The following is a 23,525-nucleotide window of genomic DNA, read 5'->3' as shown; positions in this document are numbered from 1 at the left end:
CAAAACTACCTTCGTAAGCGATACTATGCTCAGTTCATGAATATAGCCGCTTCGTAAGCGATTCTCAGATCTTAGCTTTGTGCGTTCGCACCGGCAACAATCTCCGAAATTTCCTGTGTGATGGAAGCCTGACGAGCCCGGTTGTAAACCAGAGTCAACGAGCTAATCATCTTCGTCGCATTTTTCGTAGCATTGTTCATAGCCGTCATTCTCGCACCGAACTCACTAGCTTTGCCTTCCAATACCGCGCTATAGATCAATGTTTCTGCATATTTAGGCAGCAGCACTTCAAGTACTCCTTCTGCTGAAGGTTCATACTCATAGTTAGATACTGCTGTTCCACCCATATCTGCCATTGGTAAAAGCTGCTTTAACGTTGGTTCTTGGGTGATTGCATTAACAAATCTGTTATAAACCAGATACAGCTTGTCGTAAGAACCATCCTCGAACTTTTTCACTGCAGAAGCAGCTATTGCTTTTATATCCGAGAAGCTAGGAGAATCCGGAATACCAGTTACCTCTTCAACAATTGCAATATTACGATTGCGGAAGTAGTCTCTGCCTTTACGCCCGATTACAAAAATCGCATATTCACTAGGTGATTTGTGATTTTCTTTGATCTCCTGCATTACTCTACGAAGTACGTTGGCATTGTAACCGCCAGCCAATCCCCGATCTGAAGTAACAACGAGATAACCCGTCTTCTTAACCTCGCGAGTTTGCAGCATTGGATGCTTAACACCCTTAGTTCCTGCTGCAATGCTGCCTACCACTTCCTTCAGCTTATCGGCGTAAGGACGTGCAGCCTCAGCGGATGCTTGGGCTCTTCTTAGCCTCGATGCAGCCACCATTTCCATTGCCTTGGTGATTTGCTTCGTGTTCTGTACGGACTTGATTTGGCGCTTAATTTCGCGCATCCCTTTTGCCATGCTTGCTCACCTCTCTCTCGAAGCTTTTCTGCTTAGAAAAGCCTTCACTCGAAAAGCCTGATAAATAACTAATCCCTTATATTCCACTATATGAACCTCGAGCTTCTAAACAAAGAAGCTCGAGGTCTTTAATTAATACTATTCTGCTGATGTTGCGAAGCTTTTTTGGAATTGCGCAATCGCGTCTTTCAAAGCTTTCTCATTATCCGCAGTCAAATCTTTCGTGTCGCGGATGCTTTGGAAAATTTCAGGACGGTTGGAATCCAAGAATGCCAAGAATTCAGCTTCGAAACGACGAATATCCTGTACAGGAGTTTCGTCCAGATGTCCTCTTACAACCGTATAGATGGAAACTACTTGTTTCTCAACGGATAGCGGTTGGTGAACACCTTGTTTCAAAATTTCCAATGTGCGCAAACCACGGTTCAAACGAGTTTGCGTTGCTTTATCCAAATCGGAACCGAACGCTGCGAACGCAGCTAACTCACGGTATTGAGCAAGGTCAGTCTTGAGCGTACCGGCAACCTTTTTCATCGCTTTAATTTGAGCGGAGCTACCTACCCGGGATACGGAGATACCGACGTTAACCGCCGGACGTTGACCGGAATAGAACAGGTCCGACTCCAAGAAGATTTGACCATCCGTAATCGAGATTACGTTTGTCGGAATATAAGCTGATACGTCCCCAGCTTGTGTTTCGATGAACGGAAGCGCCGTAATAGAACCGCCGCCAAGCTCATCGCTCAATTTCGCTGAACGCTCCAGCAAACGGGAATGCAAGTAGAAAACGTCCCCTGGATAAGCTTCCCGACCCGGTGGGCGACGAAGCAACAAGGACAACTCACGGTATGCAGCCGCTTGTTTGGACAAGTCATCGTAGATGATTAGAACGTGCTCGCCTTTGTACATGAAGTATTCACCCATTGCGCAGCCTGCATAAGGAGCAAGCCATAGCATCGGAGCAGGCTCGGAAGCACTCGCCGTTACGACGATTGTATAATCCATAGCTCCAGCACGACGCAAGGTTTCAACCACGTTAACTACAGTGGATTGCTTTTGACCGATAGCAACGTAAATACATTTCACGCCGTTACCTTTTTGGTTGATGATGGTATCGATAGCAATCGCAGTTTTACCAGTTTGACGGTCACCGATGATCAACTCACGTTGACCACGACCAACTGGAATCATTGCGTCAATTGCTTTAATTCCTGTTTGCATAGGTTCGAAAACGGATTTACGAGCCATAACACCAGGTGCCGGAGATTCAACAGGACGAGAACTCGTCGTGTTAAGCGGGCCGTTGCCGTCAACCGGTTGACCAAGCGCATTAACTACGCGTCCGATCAATTCTTCACCTACAGGTACTTCCATAATGCGGCCAGTACGTTTCACTTGGTCGCCTTCACGAATATCCGTGAAAGGTCCCAAAATAACGATACCTACGTTGCTTTCTTCCAAGTTAAAGGCGTATCCCAATACGCCGTTCGGAAACTCAAGTAGTTCCCCTGCCATAACATTCTCAAGACCGTGTGCACGGGCAACCCCGTCACCGACTGTAATGACCGTACCTACGTCCACTACTTGAATGTCCGATTTATATTGTTCAATCTGCTGTTTAATCAGCGTGCTGATTTCTTCCGGTCTGATACTCAACTTTCCTCACCCCTATCTACAGTGCTTGAGTTTGATTCAACGTTTTTTCTAACCGCTCAAGCTTGCCGGACAAGCTTCCGTCATACAGACGGTCGCCGATGCGGACTTTAATTCCGCCAAGCAAGCTTTTATCGAGAACCGATACAACACGGATTTGTTTACCTGTTAAATTGCTGAACGTTGCGGAAATGTGACTTAGATCCGCTTCAGACAATTCCACCGGTGTGTAAACAGTCGCTTGTGCTTGGCCAAGAGCATCACTTGCAATCGTAACATAATAATTCACGAGTGCTTCCAGTAAGTCTTCTCTACCTTTTTCGACAAGAAGCAGCAGGGTGTTGAACGTGATCTCCGAAAGCTGACTTTCGAAGACATTTTTCAACAACGCTGTTTTTGATTCCGCACCAAGCCCCGGATGTTTGATTAGTTTCTCAAAGTCCGTATTATCCTGCATTACTGAAACTACGGCTTTCAATTCTTCTTCAACCGCAGCGATCTTATTTTGCTCTTGAGCGAGCTCAAACAGAGCTCTCGCATATCTTTTGGCTACAACGGTATCCTGGCTCATTGATTGCCTCCTACCTCTTTCAGGTAATGCTCAACCAACTGTTCCTGGGACTTCTCATCAATTTGCTTCTCAATAATTTTGGAAGCAATCAGCACGGACATCGCGCTGACTTGACTGCGAAGGGCGGCAACCGCCTTATTTTTCTCACTTTCGATATCACGAATCGCTTCTTCTTTCACGCGAGTCGCCTCTACGCGAGCTGCAGCAATAATGTCATCAGCTTGCTTGGAGCTTGTTTGTTTAGCTTGTTCAATAATATCATGTGCTTCTTTACGAGTTGCCTGTAGAGCTTGTTTTTGCTCCTCTAACAGTTGCTCGGATTGTTTACGGTTATTTTCAGCTGTTTGAATTTGATCCTTAACAAGCTGTCTGCGTTTTTCCATCATTCCAAACAAAGGACCGAACGCAAGTTTTTGCAGCAAAAGGTACAAAATCAAGAAGGCTATGATTTGAATAAAAAACGTTGTCCATTCAATATGCAAGTAACGTCACTCCCTTCTGATAACGTGGGCAAAACGAAGGCGTGGAGGCTACTGCGCCATCCCCGCCAAACGAATTATTCTTAAGCTTGGCCCATCAAGATGAACGCAAGAACCAAAGCTACAACGGGCATAGCCTCAACCAAACCTACACCGATAAACATAGTTGTTTGCAAAGTACCACGAAGTTCAGGCTGACGGGAAATACCTTCCAAAGCGCGACCTACGATCAAACCGTTACCAATACCTGCACCAAGTGCTCCCAAACCGAATACGATTGCTGCTGCTACTAATGCTAAAGCTCCCATTGAGAAAATCCTCCCTTAATTTCGTAAAGTTTTTTGTATTTATAAAGTGACTCGAGACTACCCGAGGTAAGTCTTGCTTTTTAGTGACCCTCTTCGTGGATCAATGTTTGTGAAATATAAACCATCGTCAGCATCGTAAATACGAATGCTTGAATCGCACCTACGAACACACTGAAGCCCTGCCATACAAACAGAGGCGCAATTCCAAACCAGCTTGCCCCCAAGATGACAGAAATCATTATTTCACCTGCATAAATATTACCGTATAGACGAAAAGCAAGTGTCAGCGGCTTAGATACCACTTCAATTAAATGCAGTGGAAGCATAGCCCCTTTGTACTCGAAGTAATGAGCAAAGTAATGCTTGGTATTTCGAGTTATACCTAAGTAGTGGCTAAGTCCAATAACGATAACAGTAAGACCGCCTGTTACAGCAATATCCGCCGTCGGCGATTTCCACCAGGAAACGTGATCTGAAGTAACGATTGAGAACGGAAGTCCTAACATGTTGCCAATAAAAATGTACATGATAAGCGTTAGCCCTAACGCGATAAACGGTTTTCCATGCTTAGAACCAATAGTGCTTCCTACGATTCCTTCCACAAACTCTACAACCCACTCCATAAAGTTTTGCAGCTTCGACGGATTCGTAACGGACCCCTTACTAGCTCCGGATATGGCAAGTATTAATACGAAAATACTGGTCACTGCGATCATAAGAAGTGCTGACAGATCGAAGTGGAGACCAAATAACTCTATCCCCGGTACTTTATGTTCCATGTTTTCCCTTTTCACCCCTTTCCACGAATGGATTTACTTCTTGGATCTTTTAATAGAAAGAATACCCAATACGAGTGTTGCCAATTGAGCGAAAAAGTATCCGGCAATGGTTGTGGGTAAAGCGATATGCTCCGGATACCGGACCGCAATAAGCCCAGCCAAGCCCGCAATTGCCGCCCTAGTCAGAAAGCCTATGGTTGCCTTGCGAGGAACCTGTTGCTCAAGTGAAGCTTTGATAACTTTTTCGGAAAGCCTGAGTATTTTCCATGCAAGATACCTCGCATTAATCATACTGGCAATCGAGCCCAGCATTAACCCTGCAGAATAGGGTCGAAAATCCTCGAAAATTGCCCAAGACACCAGACAAAAGGATAAGAAGAAAAGAAAGACATTTTGAACCGTTTTCAGATGGGCCGAAAAATCATCCATCATAGCCCTCCGTATTGCTTGATCATAAAATAAATGCTAATAATAGCTGACACAAGCCCCAACAGAAAGCCTCCTAGCAGCCACAACTGACCGCCTAGCATATGGCTTAACCAATCTCCGAGCCAATACCCGGCCAGTAAGCATACGACAAGGTCGATACCGATAGCGCTCGTTAATGCAGCGGCTTTCCATGGATTATCATTGCGGTTTGGCTGTTTCATAGACACCCTCCTGATAATCCTCACTTATTGTAACGAAGCAACGCGATGTTTGTCAATTGTGGTTCTCTCCAAACAACTGTGTATGAAAATCTCAAAAAACGCTGTCACATCAACGTTTTTTTCACTTTCAAACCAAACAGTGTAACTGTATGCTATGACGTTTGTCATAGGATTGTCACGGTTGGAACGGATCCGGTCTTGAAGCACCCTTTCCGAAATGGAAAAGGATGGCTTGAACGATACGTTCAGACGCTTTTCCGTCTCCGTACGGGTTCGCCGATTGGCTCATTTTTTCGTACAAGGAGGCATCGGTTAGCAGCGTGCGAGCACGCTCGAACACATGATCTTCATCCGTCCCTACAAGCTCCAACGTGCCTGCATCAATACCTTCAGGACGCTCCGTTGTTTCCCGAAGCACCAGCACTGGAACCCCAAACGAAGGAGCTTCTTCCTGCAAGCCTCCGGAGTCGGTCAGAATCATATGCGTATGCGGATACAGATTGTGCAAATCAACAACATCCAGCGGGTCAATCAATTTAATGCGTGGATGTCCATCCAGGTATTCGTATGCCGGGCCTTTCACAGCCGGGCTTGGGTGAACAGGATACACGATGGCGATGTCTTCAAACTCATCGGCCAACCGCTTTACTGCACGGAAAACCTGACGGTGCGGTTCGCCCTGAGATTCCCGGCGATGCGCCGTCATCAGAATCAGGCGTTTACCTTTGGCCCATTCGAGTACAGGATGCGAGTAGTTGTCTCGAACTGTATAAGACAGCAGATCGACAGCCGTATTCCCTGTAATAAAGATGCCTTCTTCGGGCTTATTCTCCCTGCGGAGGTTGTCCGCCGATAAATCTGTCGGCGAGAAGTGCAGATCGCTCATAACACCGGTCAATTGACGGTTCATTTCTTCGGGATATGGAGACATCTTGTTCCAGGTACGAAGCCCCGCTTCCACATGTCCAATTTTTATTTGCAAAATAAATGCGGCATAGCTGGCGAGAAATGTCGTCGAGGTATCGCCGTGAACCAGAATCAAATCCGGCTTCGCTTCTTTCAATACCGGATTGAGTCCCTGCAGAACGCGAACCGAAACCTCACTTAATGTTTGCCCGTCCTTCATAACATCCAGATCATATTGCGGTTTAATTTCGAAAAATTCGAGCACCGTGTCGAGCAGTTGCCTGTGCTGTGCCGTTACGCAAACGATCGATTCGATCTGATCCGAGTGCTTTTCCAACTCTTTAACAAGCGGAGCCATCTTCGTTGCTTCTGGCCGTGTGCCGAAGATCGTTAAGACTTTAATCTTGTTTGTATTCAAAGTCCCTCTTCCCCCCTACTTCATAATCACTTAAACAGTAAGTTATACGGCATATTTACTACTTGGTTCCGAACAAGCGGTCTCCCGCGTCACCCAAACCAGGTATGATGTAACCGTGGTCATCCAAATAGTCGTCTATAGCTGCCACATATATATCCACGTCCGGGTGCTCTTTTTGTACCGCTTGAATGCCTTCAGGAGCTGCAATCAGACACATCAGCTTCAGCTGTGTGCAGTTCCTCGCCTTTAACGCAGCAATTGCCGCATTGGCCGAACCGCCAGTGGCGAGCATCGGATCAATAACAATTAATTCCCGCTCCTGCACATCGGTAGGCAGCTTGGCATAATATTCAATAGGCTGCAAGGTTTCCGGATCGCGATACAATCCGATATGCCCTACTTTAGCTGCCGGCACGAGGTTCAATATCCCGTCAACCATGCCAAGACCCGCGCGCAGAATAGGAATTAGTCCGAGCATTCGCCCCGAAATCACCTTGCACTCAGCTGTAGCGACAGGGGTTTTAACCTGCACCTTTTGCAAAGGAATATCTCTTGTAATCTCATATGCCATCAGTGTTGCCACTTCATCAACAAGCTCGCGAAAATCTTTGGTTGTTGTGGCTTCATCCCGTATGTAAGTCAGCTTATGCTGAATAAGCGGGTGGTCACACACATATACTTTTCCCATTATTCATTCCCCTTTACGCCAAATCTTATGTATTATACCACAATTGTCCTTTGTTATCCTAGCAAGTTTCAAAACCGAATTATTCGAATAGTTCCAGCTGGCGCGGGGCAAGCCCTTCGGGATTCATCCCTAGAAGCTTCATGAGCTCCTTGGCATTCTCAGCAGCATCGCCACCCGAGTTATTGTTAAAAATAACGTAGAGCTCTTCGGTCTGCTCACTAAGACGCAGCAGGTTATCTCTCCACTCTGTAAGCTCCTGCTCGTTATATCGATACAAGTACCGTGTTGCTCTCCAATTGGGATTGCCATTTTGATTCCATCCGGAAGCATTCCTGCCATGCATACGCACGATAGTCTGCCTCGGGCTTGTTGGAACAAGCACAGCAGGCACTGATCCAATCCCAGCTTGGGGTTCGTCACAAATACTGTGAACCCATTGCTCTCGGTGCATGAAGGCAAGCGTCTTCTCTCTTGTTTCTTCGGTAAACCAGCTTTGATTCCGAAATTCGAGGGCAACCGGATAGTTCTTCATACGCTCCCTTACACCTCGAAGTATATCCACATTGCTTCGTGAGCAGTCAAACCAGGGAGGGTATTGAAACAGCACAGCTTTTAACTTCCCGCTCTCCTTAACTGGACGAATCGACTCGCAAAAAGCCTTGTACATCGAATCATCATCCGTGAACGGGTTCTTCCCTCTCAGATGTCCTGTCATACCTTGATAAGCTTTGACAATAAAGGAAAAATCCTGCGCTGTTTCATTCACCCAACGGCTGAATGTCTTCTCCTGCAGCACTGCATAAAAAGAACTATCCACTTCAACTACGGAAAAATGCCTGCTATATACCTTCAATTTATCCTCTGGCTTGACGGCACCCTTCTCATAAAGCCCATCATGATCTCCCCATCCTGCTAAACCGATACATATCATAGTCACACCCTCCTTAGCCGTGTATCCTTCTCTCTCCTGTTCTTTGTAGAAAAAAGCCGACGCATTTGCGCCGGCCCTATTTATTACAACGTCAATTAATAACTCAAACCAGGATACAGCGGGAATTGAGCTGTCAAATCCTTAACCATGCCGCGTACTTTTTCATGTACAGCTTCATCGGATGGGTTCTTTAATGTCAACGCGATGATTTTGGCAATGACTTTCATCGCTTCTTGATCCATGCCACGGGAAGTTGCAGCAGGCGTACCAATACGAATGCCGCTTGTAATCATTGGCTTAGCTGGATCAAAAGGAATAGCGTTTTTGTTCACGGTAACACCTACTTCATCCAACAGATGCTCAGCGTCTTTTCCACTGATGTTCAAGTTGCGAAGGTCAATCAGCATTAAATGGTTGTCAGTACCGCCGGATACCAGGTCAATGCCTTCTGCTGTCAAAGCCTCGGACAAAGTTTTAGCGTTATTTACAACATTTTGTGCATACGTTTTGAATTCCGGCTGCAAAGCTTCACCGAAGGAAACCGCTTTGGCTGCAATAACATGCATCAAAGGACCGCCTTGAGTACCCGGGAACACAGCTTTATCAATAGCAGCTGCCCACGGCTTGCGGCAAAGGATCATACCGCCGCGAGGACCGCGAAGCGTTTTGTGTGTAGTAGTTGTTACAAAATGTGCGTATGGAACCGGGTTCGGGTGCAAGCCTGCTGCAACAAGACCGGCAATATGGGCCATATCAACAAACAACAAGGCGCCTACATCATTAGCGATGGAAGCCAAAGCTTCAAAATCGATAGTACGAGGGTATGCGCTCGCGCCTGCCACGATCATACGAGGCTTATGCTTGAATGCCAATTTGCGAACTTCATTATAATCGATATGAGCATCGCTTTCTCTAACGCCATATGCAACAAAGTTATACAAGATACCGGATGCATTCACTGGGCTTCCGTGGGTTAAGTGACCGCCATGCGCAAGGTTCATACCTAGAACCGTATCGCCAGGCTGCAAAGCTGCCAAATATACCGCCATGTTCGCTTGCGCGCCTGAATGGGGCTGTACGTTCGCGTGCTCAGCACCGAACAATTCTTTGGCACGGTCACGAGCAATATCTTCAACGATATCAACATGCTCACAACCGCCATAGTAACGCTTTCCTGGATAGCCTTCGGCATATTTATTAGTTAATACCGTACCCATTGCTTGCAATACAGCTTCACTCACGAAGTTTTCGGAAGCGATTAATTCAATTTTGTCCCGTTGACGACCAATCTCCAAATTCATAGCCTCAACGATTTTAGGATCCTGCTTACGTAATTGTTCCACAATAAATTCCTCCTTAGGATGTAAACTTGATTATATTTGAATTGTATAAGTACGTTACTCGGATCCAGATATTCAACTGCAAGAGTCAGCTGCAAGTATCGATATTCGTAGCACTGCCCGAATGGGCCTTCGAATCTTCAGCAACCGCCGTGTAGACAGCCCGAGCTCCGCCGATTAGTTTCGGTCTTGTATAAGCCATCTGTACAGCAGCATGGCCAATCATACGGATGGAAGGACGTACTGGAACGGCTACAGGCTTCAGATGCATACCGATCAGAGTCCCACCGATATCCACTCCTGCATGCGCCTGTATCGACTCCACCACGCAAGCCTGTTGAAGGTTTTTATAGGCATAGGATGCCATTGATCCCCCTGCCCGTGGTACCGGAACAACAGATACCTGCTCCAACCGGTACTCTCGCATCGCTTCCCGCTCCACAACCAATGCCCGATTCAGATGCTCGCAGCATTGAAAAGCGGGGTAAAATCCGAACTCGGCTCGCACGGCCTCAACAGCGGCGAACAGGTGCGAAGCCACCTCTTCCGTACCGGAGGTGCCAATATGATGACCCAACACCTCACTTGTGCTTGTCCCAATAACAACAAGCTGCCCCGCTTCAAGCTTTCCGACGTGAGCTAGCTCACGCAGTACTTGCTCAGCCAAAGGCCGGATTTGGCTCAAATCCAATCCAATTGCCTGATCCATAGTGCCGGCTGATTGATCTGTCTGGCTCATTGACTCCACCTCTTTCATCGGGCTGACCGATTACGGATGAATCGCATATTTATCTTCCAACGCTTTTACCTTGCCAATGCGGTTACGGTGACGCTCTCCATTAGAGAACTCCGTTTCCAGCCATATTTTCACGATTTCCTGTGCAACGCCGGGTCCAACCACACGTTCCCCCATGGCCAACACATTCGTATCGTTATGCTCTCTGGTCGCTTTTGCGGAGAATAAATCATGCACCAACGCACAGCGAATACCCGGCACTTTATTGGCAGCAATCGTCATCCCAATGCCGGTTCCGCAAATAAGAAATCCTTTGTCTGCTGCACCGGATACAACCTGATCGCATACAGCGATCGCATAGTCCGGATAATCAACGGAATCTGTACAATTACAGCCAAGATCCGACACTTGATGACCCAATGACTCAATAAATCCAATCAACTCATCTTTTAAACGAACTCCTGCGTGATCTGCTCCAATTGCAATTTTCAAAGCAATTCGCCTCCTGATTGTTGTTGATTTCATTATAACCGAAATCTGTCGGAAAAACGAAAAAAGAGCATACTGCGTGCTATGTACAGCACAACAATGCTCTTTGCCCAGGCGACCGGCCGTATGTCCCGATGCTCCACTGTGGTTAATCCCACTCGTCGCCAGTTACATCGGGTCCCTCTATATAAGCTATATCATAGCGGAAATAACTTTCTCTGTAAAGCCCAAAATATCCGTGAAACGACCGGTAAATACGCCGAAACTCATCCAGTCATGTTGTTACATACTAACCCCCATAGGGGCCTGCAACTAAACTTTCGTAGCCCGGAAAGATCGATAAAATCATGAAATAATGCAAATCGCCATTCACCTTAAACAAGAAGCTTAGCTTAACTTACGAATCAGCTTGACCAAACAGCCCTCAATCTCTTCGGCACACTGCCGATACAGCATCACCGAGCCGCCAAAAGGGTCCGCAATATCATAATCGGGAAGCCCACGCTCCAACAGCTGTAACCTTGCACGCTCTTCCTCAGTCACTGGCTGAGACAATGCCCGCTTCACTTCAAGCTCTGCAACCAGACTCTCCAGCTCGACAAGCCGGTCTGCCGCTTCCGAGTCATCTACGAATTCTTTTAACGTGTAAATTTTATCGACGAACTGAGGAAACCGCTGAATAGCATGCTGCTTATGACCGGATGTCATTGTAAGCACCACATCGGCCCAATCGAGCAGCGCTCCCTTTAAGGAGGAAGAAGTCAACGATTCGTTAAAGCCTTTTTCCTTCAAAATGGCTGCCGCATTCCCGGATACGGGTGACCCATCATAGGCCGCCACTCCCGCCGAACGGACCTCTATATGCTGCAAACCGTGTTCTTCCAACATTCGGCGCAGTATTCCTTCCGCCATCGGACTACGGCAGGTGTTGCCGGTACAAACGAACAAAATTCGATTCATCGGAAATCCCTGCCTTCTTCATCAAGATGGGCTGCCATGAGCCTCACCCTTATTGTACCTCAAATGAATTGTTTTATGGAATCCTCAGCAATTTTTATGTGAGATCTTCTTAGACTGCTTGTTCAAGAGTGTTGCAGATTGAGGCGGCAGTTCGTAGTCAAAATTCAATTTTGAACAGCCCCTATAGCAGAAAGTTGATTCCAAATGCCAGCAGGATCACACCACCCATAGCCTCGCCGTATTCACCTACCCAATGTCCTACCTTGCGGCCCAACATCAATCCGAATATAGACATTAACCCGCCAACCGCACCAAACAATATTACGGTCAAAATCATATCCCCTGCAAACATGCCGAGAGATACTCCGACGGAAAACGAGTCAATGCTAACGCTGAGAGCAAATAAGACCATTCCCCACGTCGTTTTGTGATCTATGGAGATTGCATGTTCACCTTTTAAAGAGCTGTACACCATATGTACACCAAGAAGCACGAGAAGAATACCACCGGCCTTCGTAGCTACTCCTCCCAGAAGCAAACCTACATAGCCCCCAGTAAGCATACCCACCAAAGGCATGACCATATGAAACAACGCAATCAGGAGGCTAAGCTTTATGATATGCAGCTTGCGGATTCCCCTCATCCCGATCCCAATTCCGAGCGATAGCGCGTCCAGCCCCAAGGCGACAGCCATTATCAACAGAGTAATCAGTTGGCCTATCATCAACGGCGATGCCCACTCCATCTTCCCCTCTACCCCCTGTCCCATTCCTAATCAACATATGCGGACAAGGAGGTAAACATACCTGAGATGGCGTTCGGAAAATGAGTGCATGCAGAACACAAGCCAATTATAACGGCTTTTCTTCGGCAAAAATCAGCTTATACATGAATGACACGGTCACCGGCTGCTTTGCGAAGCCGGTTCATAATAGCGGCCCCGAGCCCTGTTTCGGGGCATGCTTCGGCAACGATGAAGCCAACGCCAGCTTCATCGAAACCACGCAGCGCGGCGTACAGCTCGTGCGCCACGCTTTCCAGGTCGCCAAGGCTGCCGCAGGCGACGACATGGTCCGCGCGCAGCGCATCAGCGTGCTCGCGATACGTGAGCACGCCTGTGCGTTCGCCGCGCGCGTGGGCTTCATCGAGCTCGCGCTGCAAGCGAGCGAGCACCCGTTCAGAGGCATCGCCCTGAACGAGGGTCATTACGCCGCGCGGCGCGTAATGCGTGTACTTCATGCCCGGCGCACGCGGCGCCTGGGCGGGTTCATGGTGCGCGGAGGCCTCGCGCACCTCTGCTTCAGGCAGCACCCGGCGCAGCTGGGCTGCCGTGACGCCCCCGGGCCGCAGGACGTGGAGTACGCCTCCGCCTCCGCTGCCAGCGGCTGCAGGGATGTACTCCACGACCGTCGACTCGAGCCCGACGCCTGTCGGCCCTCCATCGACGATGCCGTCGATGCGGCCGCCCAGATCCTCCAACACATGCGCAGCAAGTGTTGGGCTCGGTCTACCCGAGCGATTGGCGCTCGGGGCGGCTACGGGACAGCCTGCAGCGGCAAGGAGCTGCAGCGCCACGGGATGGTCGGGCATGCGCAGCCCGACTGTGCTAAGCCCCGCGGTCACCACCTGGGAAAGTGCGCCGGGCAAGACTGGCAGCACTACAGTCAAGGGCCCGGGCCAGAAGGCGTCCAACAAACGCGAAACGGCCTCATCGGGAGGAGCGGCCAGCTCTTCGATTTGAGACCGATTGGCTATATGTACAATTAACGGATTATCCGATGGTCTTCCTTTAGCTGAAAAAATCTTCATTACCGCGTCAGTTTGCCGTGCATCCGCACCCAGTCCATAGACGGTTTCAGTAGGGAAAGCAACAACACCGCCTTCGCGAAGTACCCTCGCCGCCTCTGCTAATTCCGCTGGCTGCGGCGAAACTGCCGAAACCTTCCAATTCACTGTCATCTTCAAAGCCCCATCCTTGTCATGAAATAGACTTTATGAACCCTCATAATTAGGCGCATTAGGCGAATAAAGAACCTAACTTTTTCAACATGTCCCAAAGAAAGAATCGGACTTCCGGCTGCTCAGCTGACGTTTGGATTCCATTAGCAGCTTGTGCATGACCGTCTTTTACGCTTACTTTGGCCGTTGCTTTTTTATCTATTGCGCCATCTGCTGCTTCTGTTTTATTTCCCTTGCCCGTTTGCATCTTTTTATCCTGTGATGAACTATTTTCTTTATTAACAGAAGCATTGAGCTCAGCGTCTGCAGCATTCGTTTTCTTAACAATCGCTTCCGAATTCACAAAGCACAGCGGGGGGAACAACACGCACCACCAATTTTGCCCTTCCGCCGTCCCAATGGATACACGAAGTGCTTCATAATCGCCAGCCGGGTATATTTGATTTCCATACATTTTGGCCGGAAAAGGAACTACTCCGAGCTCCGCCTCATAAGAATAGGAAAACCCATTCTGGCGCAGCGTTTTCCCTACCAATTCGTTTAACTCCGACAAATGGTTGCGTACTATCACACGTGCTTCCTCAATACCTTGAGGCTCATCAACCCATTCGTTCATCTGTTCAACAATAGCATCGCGCACCTCGCGCTTGATCCATTGGTCGGCAGGCGAGTCGGAATTGGCCAAAATACGCAGTCTAATCGATTGCTGTGGAATAACTTCGCCAGAGCCTTCTGAAGCTTGGTTTACCCCCGATGCCAAAACTACCCCTTGCTCACGATTCGCTTCCCAGCAAGTAATTAATAGAATAAGTGCAAAAACAATATAAACATAACGTTTCCATGAAGTCCGTTTTACCATAGCCAAGCCGCCTCTCCCGCATCGCTGCTAATCGATATCATAGTCCTAGTATGGTCCTATGCGAGAGAGTTTAAACCTAGCAATCTATTAAATTTAAAGGTTACTAAGTTAATAGATTGCTTACTTATCGGGTATAACGAACAGCAATAACATGCCGTTCTATACCAGCCAAATCCGGTATAATCCGGATTTGATCCCATTCGGCGGCATCACTGAGCAGCTTCGCTACCGCCTGAGCTTGGCCAAGCCCCACCTCAAGCCCGACCAGCGCCGGCATCGCCGGCAGCTCTTTGAGCTGTGCAGCTAACCGCCGGTACAGCACAAGCCCATCCGCCCCGCCATACAGCGCGGTGCGAGGCTCATACAGCCGCACCTCAGGCTGCAGCCCCTCTTCATCCGCCTCCGGAATATACGGCGGATTAGACACCACTGCATCGAGCCGCAGGCCGCGCTCGATATAAGGCACGAGCAAGTCTCCTTCTGTGAAGTCGACCCGCTCGCTAACACCGTGGCGCTCCGCATTCGCTCCAGCTACCGCCAGCGCAGCCGGCGAGATGTCGGAGCTCATGATGCGCCATTGCGGGCATTGCACGGCGAGGCTCACTGCGATCGCCCCGCTTCCTGCGCCGATGTCCGCGATCAGCGGGCCCGCTCCTGCCTCCCGCTCCTGATCTGCTCCGCTCTCTGCCAGTTCCGGCCACAGCCGTTTCCCGAGCAGCACCACCTGCTCCACCAGCAGCTCCGTCTCTGGCCGCGGGATCAGCACCGCAGGATTCACCGTAAAAGGGAGCCCATAAAACTCCTGCTCCCCGATAATATATTGTACCGGTTCCCCTGCTGCCTTACGCTTCAACAGCTGCTGCCACAGCTCCAATTGTTCTACGGGGAACATTTCTTGCCAACGTAAAAGCAGCTCGCTGCGCGTAAAACCAAGCACATGCTGTAAAAGCAAATCCGCGCAGTTAGCCGCCTCCTGCACTTGATGCCCCTGCAAAAAAGAAGAAGCCTCAACATAGGCTTCACGTATCGTCAACTGCTGTTCAGCGGTCATCGGTTTATTCTTGATCTCCTTTATCCATCAAATCCGATTGCGCGGCAATCGTCAATGCGGAAACAATCTCTCCCATATCGCCGTTCAGAACAGCATCAAGTCGATGCAGCGTCAACCCAATACGGTGATCTGTTACCCGGCTTTGCGGGAAGTTGTAAGTCCGAATTCGTTCACTGCGGTCACCGGTACCGACCTTGCTTTTCCGGTCACCAGCATATTTGGACATTTCCTCCTGCTGGAACTTGTCAAAAATCCGCGCCCGAAGCACCTGCAGTGCCTTGTCTTTATTGGAGTTCTGCGATTTGCCATCCTGACACGTAGCAACAATGCCCGTCGGTACATGCGTTACACGAACCGCTGATTTGGTCGTATTAACGGACTGTCCGCCAGCACCGCTGGAACAAAACGTATCCACTCGAATGTCGCTATCGTGAATTTCGATATCGAATTCTTCCATCTCCGGCATAACGGCCACCGTTGAAGTTGAGGTATGGATTCTGCCGCCCGATTCCGTTGTAGGAATCCGTTGCACGCGATGCGCGCCGCTTTCGTATTTCAGCTTGCTGTATGCGCCTTTTCCGTTAACCATAAAAATAATCTCTTTAAATCCGCCCAAATCATTCATGTTAACATCCATGATTTCGGTCCGCCAGCCTTGTACGTCAGCATATTTGGTATACATACGGTAAAGGTCGGAGGCGAACAACGCCGCTTCATCTCCGCCAGCTGCTCCACGAATTTCCACGATTACGTTCTTGTCATCATTCGGATCCTTCGGCAGCATCAAAATATTAATGCGCGCCTCCAGCTCCTCCTTGCGCTGCGAAAGCTCATCAAGCTCCATTTTCACAAGCTCACGCATTTCGTCATCCAGCTTCTCATTCTGCATAGCTCGAGCGGCATCATGCTGCTCCACAACGCTCTTATATTCCGTGTAAGCTTCATAGGATTCCTGCAAGTCCGATTGCTCCTTGGAATATTCCCGCAGCTTTTTCGTATCGCTTGTAACATCGGGATCGCAAAGTAGCTCGCTTAATTTTTCATAGCGGTCCGCCAGTGATTGTAATCTGTCTAACACAATAATTCACCCCTTGTACTGAAATTTGTATTCGGTAATGCTCATCTCGCCGAGAAGGGCCGAGATGCCACCCGCAGGAAACGTGCTAACCCCTGCCGGGGCAACTCCGCCCTACGCTTTTAACCGACTGATTATGAATTCGTCCGCTCTAACTTGCAGATCTATTTTCATCCGAAAGCAACGCTATACGTTGAATCGGAAATGCATGACATCGCCATCTTTTACAACGTATTCTTTACCTTCCAAACGAACCTGGCCTTTTTCCTTCGCCGCATTCATTGAACCGGCATTGACCAAGTCCTCATAGGCAACCACTTCCGCACGGATAAAACCACGTTCAAAATCTGTATGAATAACTCCCGCGGCTTGCGGGGCTTTCGTACCCATGCGAATCGTCCATGCGCGAACTTCCTGTACGCCTGCAGTAAAATAAGTGTAAAGCCCTAGCAGCTTATAGGCCGCTTTAATCAAACGATTCAAGCCGGATTCCTGTAGGCCCAGCTCCTCAAGGAACATTGCTTTGTCTTCGCCTTCCAGCTCGGCAATCTCCGACTCCACCTTCGCACTGATCGGAACTACTTCCGCACCTTCCAGCGCCGCGTACTCGCGCACTTTTAACACAAAAGGATTGTCTTCAGCGGATGCTACTTCTTCTTCGCTAACGTTGGCTGCATACAGCATCGGCTTCATCGTCAACAAATGCAGATCGCGAATCAAGAGCTTCTCATCTTCGCTCAAATCAACGCTGCGTGCAGGCTTATCGTTGTACAAAGCATCCTTCACACGTTCCAGGCATTCGACTTCCGCCGCGTACTTTTTGTCGCCGCCCTTCATATTTTTACGGGAACGGTCAATCCGCTTCTCAACTGACTCCACATCAGCCAAAATAAGCTCCAGATTAATCGTCTCGATATCACTAATGGGGTTGACCGTACCGGATACATGCGTAATATTCTCGTCTTGAAAGCAACGCACAACATGCACGATAGCGTCTACTTCTCTAATATGCGCAAGAAACTTGTTGCCAAGTCCTTCTCCCTTGCTGGCGCCCTTAACTATACCGGCGATATCAATGAATTCAAATGCGGTAGGCACCACACTTTTTGGAACCACAAGCTCAGTCAGCTTAACAAGCCGCTCGTCCGGCACCTCTACTACGCCCACATTCGGATCTATCGTGCAAAAAGGGTAGTTCGCCGATTCGGCGCCCGCTTGCGTAATTGCATTAAATAAAGTGGATTTTCCCACGTTCGGCAAACCCACGATCCCCGCTTTTAAAGCCATTTATAGGACAACTCCTTAGTAATCATTATTCAATATCCCTAAATAGGTATTATATCGCAAAAACAGGCCCGTTGTCACCTTCCCGTCTGTTTTTCACAACATTTACTATAGGTTATGCAAAAAACCAACTAACGCACGCGGCTATCTTATCCCAAGTGTTAAAAGTAAATAAAGTTGTAGACTGACTGGGTGCGCCATTTTTTATATTGCTTTTACTACATCTATCTAATTCAGCATATTTAAATTTGCTTCTTCAAGTGAAGGTATAAGAAATTTATGATCGATTGGCGATGACATTACGATCAGAATCGTGTAGGTCCCGTATTTATCACATTGATTTCCGAACTCCTCAAGGGCTCGTGTGGATTCGGTCATTACTTTTAATAAGTAATTATGTTCTCCACTAATACGGTAACATTCGACCACATCGGGAGTTGAGCGGCAGAATTCTAGGAATGCGTTACAATCCCTTGAATGAAACAGCATGTAAGCAGCAGCGTTTTTTCCAATTTTTTCGGGAGAAATGATGGTGCGATACTCGCTGATGACCCCTTTTTCCTCCATACGCCTAACTCTTTCCGTTACTGCGGGTTGTGATAAACCAACACATTTCCCCAGTTCTGTCATTGAAATTCTCGCTTGGCTTTGTAGATGGAAAAGGATTTGCTTATCAACATGGTCCATTGAAATCGACTCCTTTAAATTTAAGGTATTGTCTATAAACTAGCTTGTAATCAATCGTTACATGGCCAATTTAACTTAATTACCTTATGTAATCGATATAACTAATTTTATATAATAAACTTACAATAGTAAAGTGAAAAAAACTTTAACTATTCCGAAAGGATGAAGACTGTTGGGTATGTTATATACAAACAAAATGAATCCAGAGTGTTTACCAGATCGCATCGATGAAGTAATCAATCGAACGCTTGCAGACAAGCGACTGGTTGGCGCTGTCATTAAAGTGGCAATAGATGGGGTATTGGTTTATAGCCGAGCTGCCGGTCTTGCAGACCGCGAGATGAACCGGCCCATGCGAGAAGATGCCTTATTCAGGCTTGCTTCGGTTACCAAACCTATCGTTTCAACGGCCGCCCTAGTACTAGTTGCGCAAGGTCGTTTACAGTTGGACGACCGTGTTGATCGTTGGCTTCCAGAATTTCGGCCACGTTTGCAGAACGGTGAGTTCGCGACATTGACGATTCGTCATCTGATGACGCACACCGCGGGTCTGACTTACCGCTTCTTTCAAGAAAAGAACGGTTCCTATCAACAAGCCGGGGTATCGGATGGCATGGATCAACCCGGGATTACTTTAGAAGAGAACCTGCGTCGTATTGCCTCTGTTCCGCTCCTCTATACGCCAGGCACCGAGTGGAAATATTCCATTGCGACAGATGTGTTGGGAGCAGTAATTGCAAAGGTCACAGAAACATCGCTCAGCGAGGCTATACATTCGCTGGTGACAAAGCCGCTTGGCATGAGCGACACCGGTTTTATTGCAGTCGATCCAGAGCGACTAGCCACGGCCTACGCTAATGATGTTCTAGAGCCACGGCCTATGCATGATCCCGACAGCATTGCCTTTGTGGAGGGCACGGCGGGCTTCCGGCTGGCCCCTGGCCGGGCACTTGACGGCTCAGCCTATCCTTCTGGGGGAGCCGGCATGGTTGGTAGCGCAGGAGACTTTTTGAATCTGCTGGAAACATTACGCAAGGGCGGTGCTCCCCTGCTCCCGGAGTCTCTGGTTCGCGAAATGACTACCAACCAGATCGGTGATCTGCCGATGGCTTTTTGGCCAGGCCGAAGCTTCGGCTTAGGGATTACGCTGCTCAAGGATCCTGTCGTCGCGGAAACTCCGGAATCCCCGGGTACATGGCGCATGGGCGGTACCTATGGTCATTCATGGTTCGTCGATCCTAAGCAGCGGCTTAGCGTTGTTGCGTTCACCAATACTGCACTGGAAGGCATGTCAGGCCAGTTTACTATTGACCTTTGTGAAGCCGTTTATGACAGAATCAAGAAATAGTGAACGAACACGAGAGCCTTGGTTCGGCACGAACCGACGAAGGCTCTTGTGTAACACGATACTGTAGGAGTAGTTATTAGAATCTATAACAAAACCTAACTTAATTCTGTTAGTCATTAATCGCTTTGGCAGTAGATCATATAATCTACAATTAATAAAAGAGAGGTACTTCTGAAATGAGTCTTAACACAACTTCTGCCACAAAAAGTGTCTCCAGCACCCTCTCTTCCGATCGTCTCCCATGGGCTGGATTACTCGCCCTTGCAATGACAGGTTTTATCTGTATCCTTACCGAAACGATTCCCGCCGGTTTGCTACTCCAGATAGGTGAAGGGCTTGGAGTTTCGGAAGCTCTAGCGGGTCAACTCGTTACCTTGTACGCCCTTGGCTCACTATTGGCCGCGTTTCCCTTAACGACCGCTACGCGCGGATGGCGGCGGCGACCACTGCTACTAGTGTGCATCCTTGGCTTTCTAGTATTCAACACCATCACCACTCTTTCTTCCAGCTATACACTGACGCTGGCAGCTCGATTCTTCGCGGGTGTATCCGCTGGTATATTATGGGGCATGATAGCAGGCTATGCCCGGCGCATGGTGCCGGAGTCGCTCAAGGGACGAGCTATGGCGGTGGCGATGGTCGGGACGCCTCTCGCCCTTGCACTCGGTGTCCCTGCTGGAACATTTCTCGGTGCCCTTGTGGGCTGGCGCTCTGTCTTTGGAATCATGTCGCTGTTGGCTCTGATGCTGGTTGCTTGGGTGCTTTGTAAGCTACCGGACTATCCAGGAGAGGCCGCCGATAAGCAGCTCCCTCTCTATAAGGTCTTTGTTATTCCGGGGGTACGGCCCGTACTATTTGTAGTTCTGGCCTGGGTGCTAGCCCATAATATCCTTTATACCTATATTGCACCGTATCTTGAACAGGCTGGGCTTATCAAGCACGTTGACTTAGTACTGCTTGTTTTCGGTATTACAGCGCTTGTTGGCATCTGGGTTATTGGTGTGTTGATCGACCGCAAACTGCGGCCATTGGTTATAATTAGCCTCACTGCTTTTGCCTTGGTGTCCGTCGTGCTAGGCATAAGTAGCAGCCAGCCCGTCGTAATCTACCTAGTGGTTGTTGTGTGGGGATTGACGTTCGGGGGTGCGGCAACTCTACTACAAACAGCAGTTGCTGAAGCTGCTGGCGAAAGTGCAAATGTGGCCCAGTCGATGCTGGTGACGGCATGGAACCTAGCCATCGGCGGTGGCGGTGTGATAGGCGGTATTCTTATCGAAACACTTGGTGTCAGCTCCTTCCCGTGGGCATTGTTTATTCTACTGATCCTTGCGCTACTAGTAGCGTGGCGCTCTAGAGAACACGGATTTCCTTCAAAGAGGCGCTGAGGGACGCTAGAAACAATAAAAAGACCGTTTCTTCCCTGGCCTATAAGGCATGAAGGGACGAGAAACGGCCTTTTTTTGGGGGGATCTAAACATTCAATCCCTGCTTGTTTATTTTTGTTTCGCCAATTCGGCGGCAACATCGACAATCATGTCTTCTTGGCCGCCGACCGCTTTGCGGCGTCCAAGTTCAATGAGAATGTTGCGCGGATCAACGCCAAAGCGTTTTCCGGCGCGCTCTGCGTGAAGCAGAAAGCTGGAATAGACACCGGCAAAGCCCATCGCCAAGCTGCCTTTGTTGACCTCCGGTACGCGGTGCATAATCGGAGCAACGATGTCTTCGGCGAGATCCATCATTTTAAATAAATCGATGCCAAGGTCGACGCCACGCCGCTCAAGCACAGCGAGCAACGCCTCCGTTTGCGTATTTCCCGAGCCCGCACCGAGGCATCTGACGCTGCTGTCAATTCGTGTGGCGCCTTCCTGAATGGCAATGAGCGTATTCGCCACGGCTAGCGATAGGTTGTTGTGAGCGTGAAAGCCAATTTCGCAGGATAGGGCATTGCGAAGCGCGCGAACACGCTCTTGGACCTGCTCCGGCAGCAAAGTGCCCGCCGAGTCGGTTACATAGACGGCCTGAGCGCCATAGCTCTCCATCAGCTTCGCTTGCTCTACCAACACATCGACAGGCGCAGAATGCGCCATCATCAGAAAGCCAAGCGCCTCCATCCCAAGCTCACGGGCAACTTGGAGGTGCTGTGCCGATACGTCGGCTTCCGTGATGTGCGTCGCGACCCGCACCAGCTTGGCTCCAAGCGAATGCGCCTGCTTCAGCTCCTGTACGGTACCAATGCCGGGGATGAGCAGCACGGCAATTTTGGACTGCCTGCACTCCTCTACCGCAGCTTCGATCAGCTTCATTTCATCGACAAGTGAACGACCATACTGAAGCGTAGAGCCGCCCAGTCCATCGCCGTGGCTGACCTCAATATAATGCATGCCTGCATCGTCCAATGCGCGTGTCACTGCCCGAACCTGCTCCACTGTAAATTGATGGGCGACAGCATGGCTGCCGTCTCTGAGACATACTTCCGTTACACGTACCGGTACTGTATTGTTGGGCATCACTTCAAGCTCACTCCTTCCCCGTCTGATGCTAAAGACAGCTTATGACGCGCGAACTGCTCTCCGATCCGCACTGCGGCAGCGGTCATGATATCAAGGTTGCCCGCATACGGCTCGAAATAGTCGCCAGCTCCTTCAACCTCCAGGAGAATCGTTACTTTTTCTTCATCGAACAAAACATCCTGCTTCAGCCGATAACCCGGCACATATTGCTTAACTTGATCTACCATGCTATGGACCGCCCGGGTGATCGCTTCTTGATTCATATTCCGAACTTCGCAGTACACCGTATTTCTCATCATAATCGGCGGGTTTGCCGGATTTAATATAATCAGAGCTTTTCCGCAATCTGCGCCCCCAACCTCCTCCAACCCGCGACGGGTCGTTGACGTAAATTCGTCGATGTTAGCCCGGGTACCGGGCCCGGCGCTTTTACTGGAAATGGTGGCAACGATTTCTGCATAAGCGACATCTGCCACCTGATTAATCGCATAGACGATCGGAATCGTCGCTTGGCCGCCGCATGTGATCATATTGACGTTAGGTGCGTCCAGATGGTCCATGAAATTAACGGCAGGGCTCAAAAAAGGCCCACGGGCAGCTGGAGTCAGATCGATCGCCATTTTGCCCAATTCCTTCAAAACCTTAGCATGCCGTACATGCGCTTTGGCGGAAGTCGCATCGAATACAATGTCGGCTATGTCAGGATTTTCGACTACAGCTTGAATTCCGTTAGCAAAGGTCGCATACCCTCTGGAAGCGGCTCTCTTCAACCCGTCTGACTCTGGATCGATGCCAATAACGGCAGTCAGCTCCAGAAAGTCGCTGCGCTCCAGCTTATACATTAAATCCGTACCTATATTTCCTGAGCCCAATATGGCTGCCTTGATCTTATTCATGTACGTTCTCCTTTCTGCA

Annotated in this window: 26 protein-coding genes and 1 riboswitch; of the genes, 2 read left to right on the top strand and 24 right to left on the bottom strand. The window is 49.0% G+C overall.

What is annotated here, in order from left to right; genetic code table 11:
- Positions 1–71: 71 nt before the first annotated feature.
- The 22 genes from atpG to NV381_RS13910 form a co-directional block, all read right to left on the bottom strand.
- Positions 72–929, bottom strand: a complete 858-nt coding sequence (gene atpG / locus NV381_RS14015) for an ATP synthase F1 subunit gamma (protein ID WP_258213913.1) — start codon at positions 927–929, stop codon at positions 72–74.
- A 138-nt stretch (positions 930–1,067) separates the two neighbouring features.
- Positions 1,068–2,585: a F0F1 ATP synthase subunit alpha gene (gene atpA, locus NV381_RS14010; protein WP_258213912.1), complete on the bottom strand. Its 1,518-nt coding sequence runs from the start codon at positions 2,583–2,585 to the stop codon at positions 1,068–1,070.
- 16 nt (positions 2,586–2,601) lie between these two features.
- Positions 2,602–3,153 carry a F0F1 ATP synthase subunit delta gene (locus tag NV381_RS14005; RefSeq protein WP_258213911.1) on the bottom strand — a complete coding sequence of 184 codons (552 nt, stop codon included), beginning with the start codon at positions 3,151–3,153 and terminating at the stop codon, positions 2,602–2,604.
- The gene (gene atpF, locus NV381_RS14000; protein ID WP_258213910.1) at positions 3,150–3,635 is read right to left on the bottom strand and encodes a F0F1 ATP synthase subunit B; all 486 of its coding nucleotides are present in this window, start codon (positions 3,633–3,635) and stop codon (positions 3,150–3,152) included. Before atpF ends, NV381_RS14005 begins: the two co-directional genes overlap by 4 nt.
- An 80-nt stretch (positions 3,636–3,715) precedes the next feature.
- Positions 3,716–3,940 carry a F0F1 ATP synthase subunit C gene (gene atpE, locus NV381_RS13995; protein WP_028550954.1) on the bottom strand — a complete coding sequence of 75 codons (225 nt, stop codon included), beginning with the start codon at positions 3,938–3,940 and terminating at the stop codon, positions 3,716–3,718.
- An 80-nt stretch (positions 3,941–4,020) separates the two neighbouring features.
- On the bottom strand, positions 4,021–4,719 hold the full coding sequence (atpB, locus tag NV381_RS13990; protein WP_258213909.1) for a F0F1 ATP synthase subunit A: 699 nt from the start codon (positions 4,717–4,719) through the stop codon (positions 4,021–4,023).
- Between the two features lie 33 nt (positions 4,720–4,752).
- Positions 4,753–5,148 carry an ATP synthase subunit I gene (locus tag NV381_RS13985; RefSeq protein WP_258213908.1) on the bottom strand — a complete coding sequence of 132 codons (396 nt, stop codon included), beginning with the start codon at positions 5,146–5,148 and terminating at the stop codon, positions 4,753–4,755.
- Positions 5,148–5,369, bottom strand: coding sequence for an AtpZ/AtpI family protein (locus NV381_RS13980; RefSeq protein ID WP_258213907.1), 222 nt, complete (start codon positions 5,367–5,369; stop codon positions 5,148–5,150). The genes NV381_RS13985 and NV381_RS13980 overlap by 1 nt, the downstream gene beginning before the upstream one ends.
- Positions 5,370–5,544: 175 nt before the next feature.
- Positions 5,545–6,693 carry a non-hydrolyzing UDP-N-acetylglucosamine 2-epimerase gene (gene wecB, locus NV381_RS13975; protein WP_258213906.1) on the bottom strand — a complete coding sequence of 383 codons (1,149 nt, stop codon included), beginning with the start codon at positions 6,691–6,693 and terminating at the stop codon, positions 5,545–5,547.
- Between the two features lie 58 nt (positions 6,694–6,751).
- Positions 6,752–7,381, bottom strand: a complete 630-nt coding sequence (gene upp / locus NV381_RS13970) for a uracil phosphoribosyltransferase (protein WP_258213905.1) — start codon at positions 7,379–7,381, stop codon at positions 6,752–6,754.
- A gap of 79 nt (positions 7,382–7,460) precedes the next feature.
- Positions 7,461–8,312: a DUF72 domain-containing protein gene (locus NV381_RS13965; protein ID WP_258213904.1), complete on the bottom strand. Its 852-nt coding sequence runs from the start codon at positions 8,310–8,312 to the stop codon at positions 7,461–7,463.
- A 95-nt stretch (positions 8,313–8,407) separates the two neighbouring features.
- On the bottom strand, positions 8,408–9,655 hold the full coding sequence (gene glyA / locus NV381_RS13960; protein ID WP_258213903.1) for a serine hydroxymethyltransferase: 1,248 nt from the start codon (positions 9,653–9,655) through the stop codon (positions 8,408–8,410).
- An 85-nt stretch (positions 9,656–9,740) separates the two neighbouring features.
- Positions 9,741–10,361: a TIGR01440 family protein gene (locus NV381_RS13955; RefSeq protein ID WP_258214057.1), complete on the bottom strand. Its 621-nt coding sequence runs from the start codon at positions 10,359–10,361 to the stop codon at positions 9,741–9,743.
- A gap of 60 nt (positions 10,362–10,421) precedes the next feature.
- Positions 10,422–10,880 carry a ribose 5-phosphate isomerase B gene (gene rpiB, locus NV381_RS13950; protein WP_258213902.1) on the bottom strand — a complete coding sequence of 153 codons (459 nt, stop codon included), beginning with the start codon at positions 10,878–10,880 and terminating at the stop codon, positions 10,422–10,424.
- Between the two features lie 98 nt (positions 10,881–10,978).
- Positions 10,979–11,059, bottom strand: a riboswitch (ZMP/ZTP riboswitch).
- Positions 11,060–11,264: 205 nt separating this feature from the next.
- Positions 11,265–11,837: a low molecular weight protein arginine phosphatase gene (locus tag NV381_RS13945; RefSeq protein ID WP_258213901.1), complete on the bottom strand. Its 573-nt coding sequence runs from the start codon at positions 11,835–11,837 to the stop codon at positions 11,265–11,267.
- 181 nt (positions 11,838–12,018) lie between these two features.
- Positions 12,019–12,582: a manganese efflux pump MntP family protein gene (locus NV381_RS13940; protein WP_258213900.1), complete on the bottom strand. Its 564-nt coding sequence runs from the start codon at positions 12,580–12,582 to the stop codon at positions 12,019–12,021.
- A 137-nt stretch (positions 12,583–12,719) separates the two neighbouring features.
- Positions 12,720–13,796: an L-threonylcarbamoyladenylate synthase gene (locus NV381_RS13935; protein WP_258213899.1), complete on the bottom strand. Its 1,077-nt coding sequence runs from the start codon at positions 13,794–13,796 to the stop codon at positions 12,720–12,722.
- A 58-nt stretch (positions 13,797–13,854) separates the two neighbouring features.
- A complete protein-coding gene (gene spoIIR, locus NV381_RS13930; protein ID WP_258213898.1) occupies positions 13,855–14,655 on the bottom strand; it encodes a stage II sporulation protein R in 801 nt (266 codons plus the stop codon).
- 124 nt (positions 14,656–14,779) lie between these two features.
- Positions 14,780–15,706, bottom strand: a complete 927-nt coding sequence (prmC, locus tag NV381_RS13925) for a peptide chain release factor N(5)-glutamine methyltransferase (protein ID WP_258213897.1) — start codon at positions 15,704–15,706, stop codon at positions 14,780–14,782.
- A 4-nt stretch (positions 15,707–15,710) separates the two neighbouring features.
- Positions 15,711–16,784: a peptide chain release factor 1 gene (prfA, locus tag NV381_RS13920; protein WP_258213896.1), complete on the bottom strand. Its 1,074-nt coding sequence runs from the start codon at positions 16,782–16,784 to the stop codon at positions 15,711–15,713.
- A gap of 183 nt (positions 16,785–16,967) precedes the next feature.
- Positions 16,968–18,068 carry a redox-regulated ATPase YchF gene (ychF, locus tag NV381_RS13915; protein WP_258213895.1) on the bottom strand — a complete coding sequence of 367 codons (1,101 nt, stop codon included), beginning with the start codon at positions 18,066–18,068 and terminating at the stop codon, positions 16,968–16,970.
- Positions 18,069–18,293: 225 nt separating this feature from the next.
- Positions 18,294–18,752 carry an Lrp/AsnC family transcriptional regulator gene (locus tag NV381_RS13910; RefSeq protein WP_258213894.1) on the bottom strand — a complete coding sequence of 153 codons (459 nt, stop codon included), beginning with the start codon at positions 18,750–18,752 and terminating at the stop codon, positions 18,294–18,296.
- Positions 18,753–18,930: 178 nt separating this feature from the next.
- On the opposite strand from NV381_RS13910, the gene NV381_RS13905 reads away from it, so the two are divergent.
- Both NV381_RS13905 and NV381_RS13900 read left to right on the top strand, forming a co-directional pair.
- Entirely contained in the window at positions 18,931–20,100 is a 1,170-nt protein-coding gene (locus NV381_RS13905; RefSeq protein ID WP_258214056.1) for a serine hydrolase domain-containing protein, read from the top strand.
- Between the two features lie 176 nt (positions 20,101–20,276).
- Positions 20,277–21,485, top strand: coding sequence for an MFS transporter (locus NV381_RS13900; RefSeq protein ID WP_258213893.1), 1,209 nt, complete (start codon positions 20,277–20,279; stop codon positions 21,483–21,485).
- Between the two features lie 108 nt (positions 21,486–21,593).
- On the opposite strand, the gene dmpG is transcribed toward NV381_RS13900, so the two are convergent.
- On the bottom strand, positions 21,594–22,607 hold the full coding sequence (gene dmpG, locus NV381_RS13895) for a 4-hydroxy-2-oxovalerate aldolase (protein ID WP_258214055.1): 1,014 nt from the start codon (positions 22,605–22,607) through the stop codon (positions 21,594–21,596).
- On the bottom strand, positions 22,607–23,506 hold the full coding sequence (locus tag NV381_RS13890; RefSeq protein WP_258213892.1) for an acetaldehyde dehydrogenase (acetylating): 900 nt from the start codon (positions 23,504–23,506) through the stop codon (positions 22,607–22,609). Before NV381_RS13890 ends, dmpG begins: the two co-directional genes overlap by 1 nt.
- Positions 23,507–23,525: the final 19 nt, after the last annotated feature.

It is taken from the genome of Paenibacillus radicis (ex Xue et al. 2023) (assembly GCF_024722015.1).
GTDB lineage: Bacteria > Bacillota > Bacilli > Paenibacillales > NBRC-103111 > Paenibacillus_S.
Note: the sequence above shows the minus strand (reverse complement) of the source record. Positions and strands in the feature narration are given on the sequence as shown.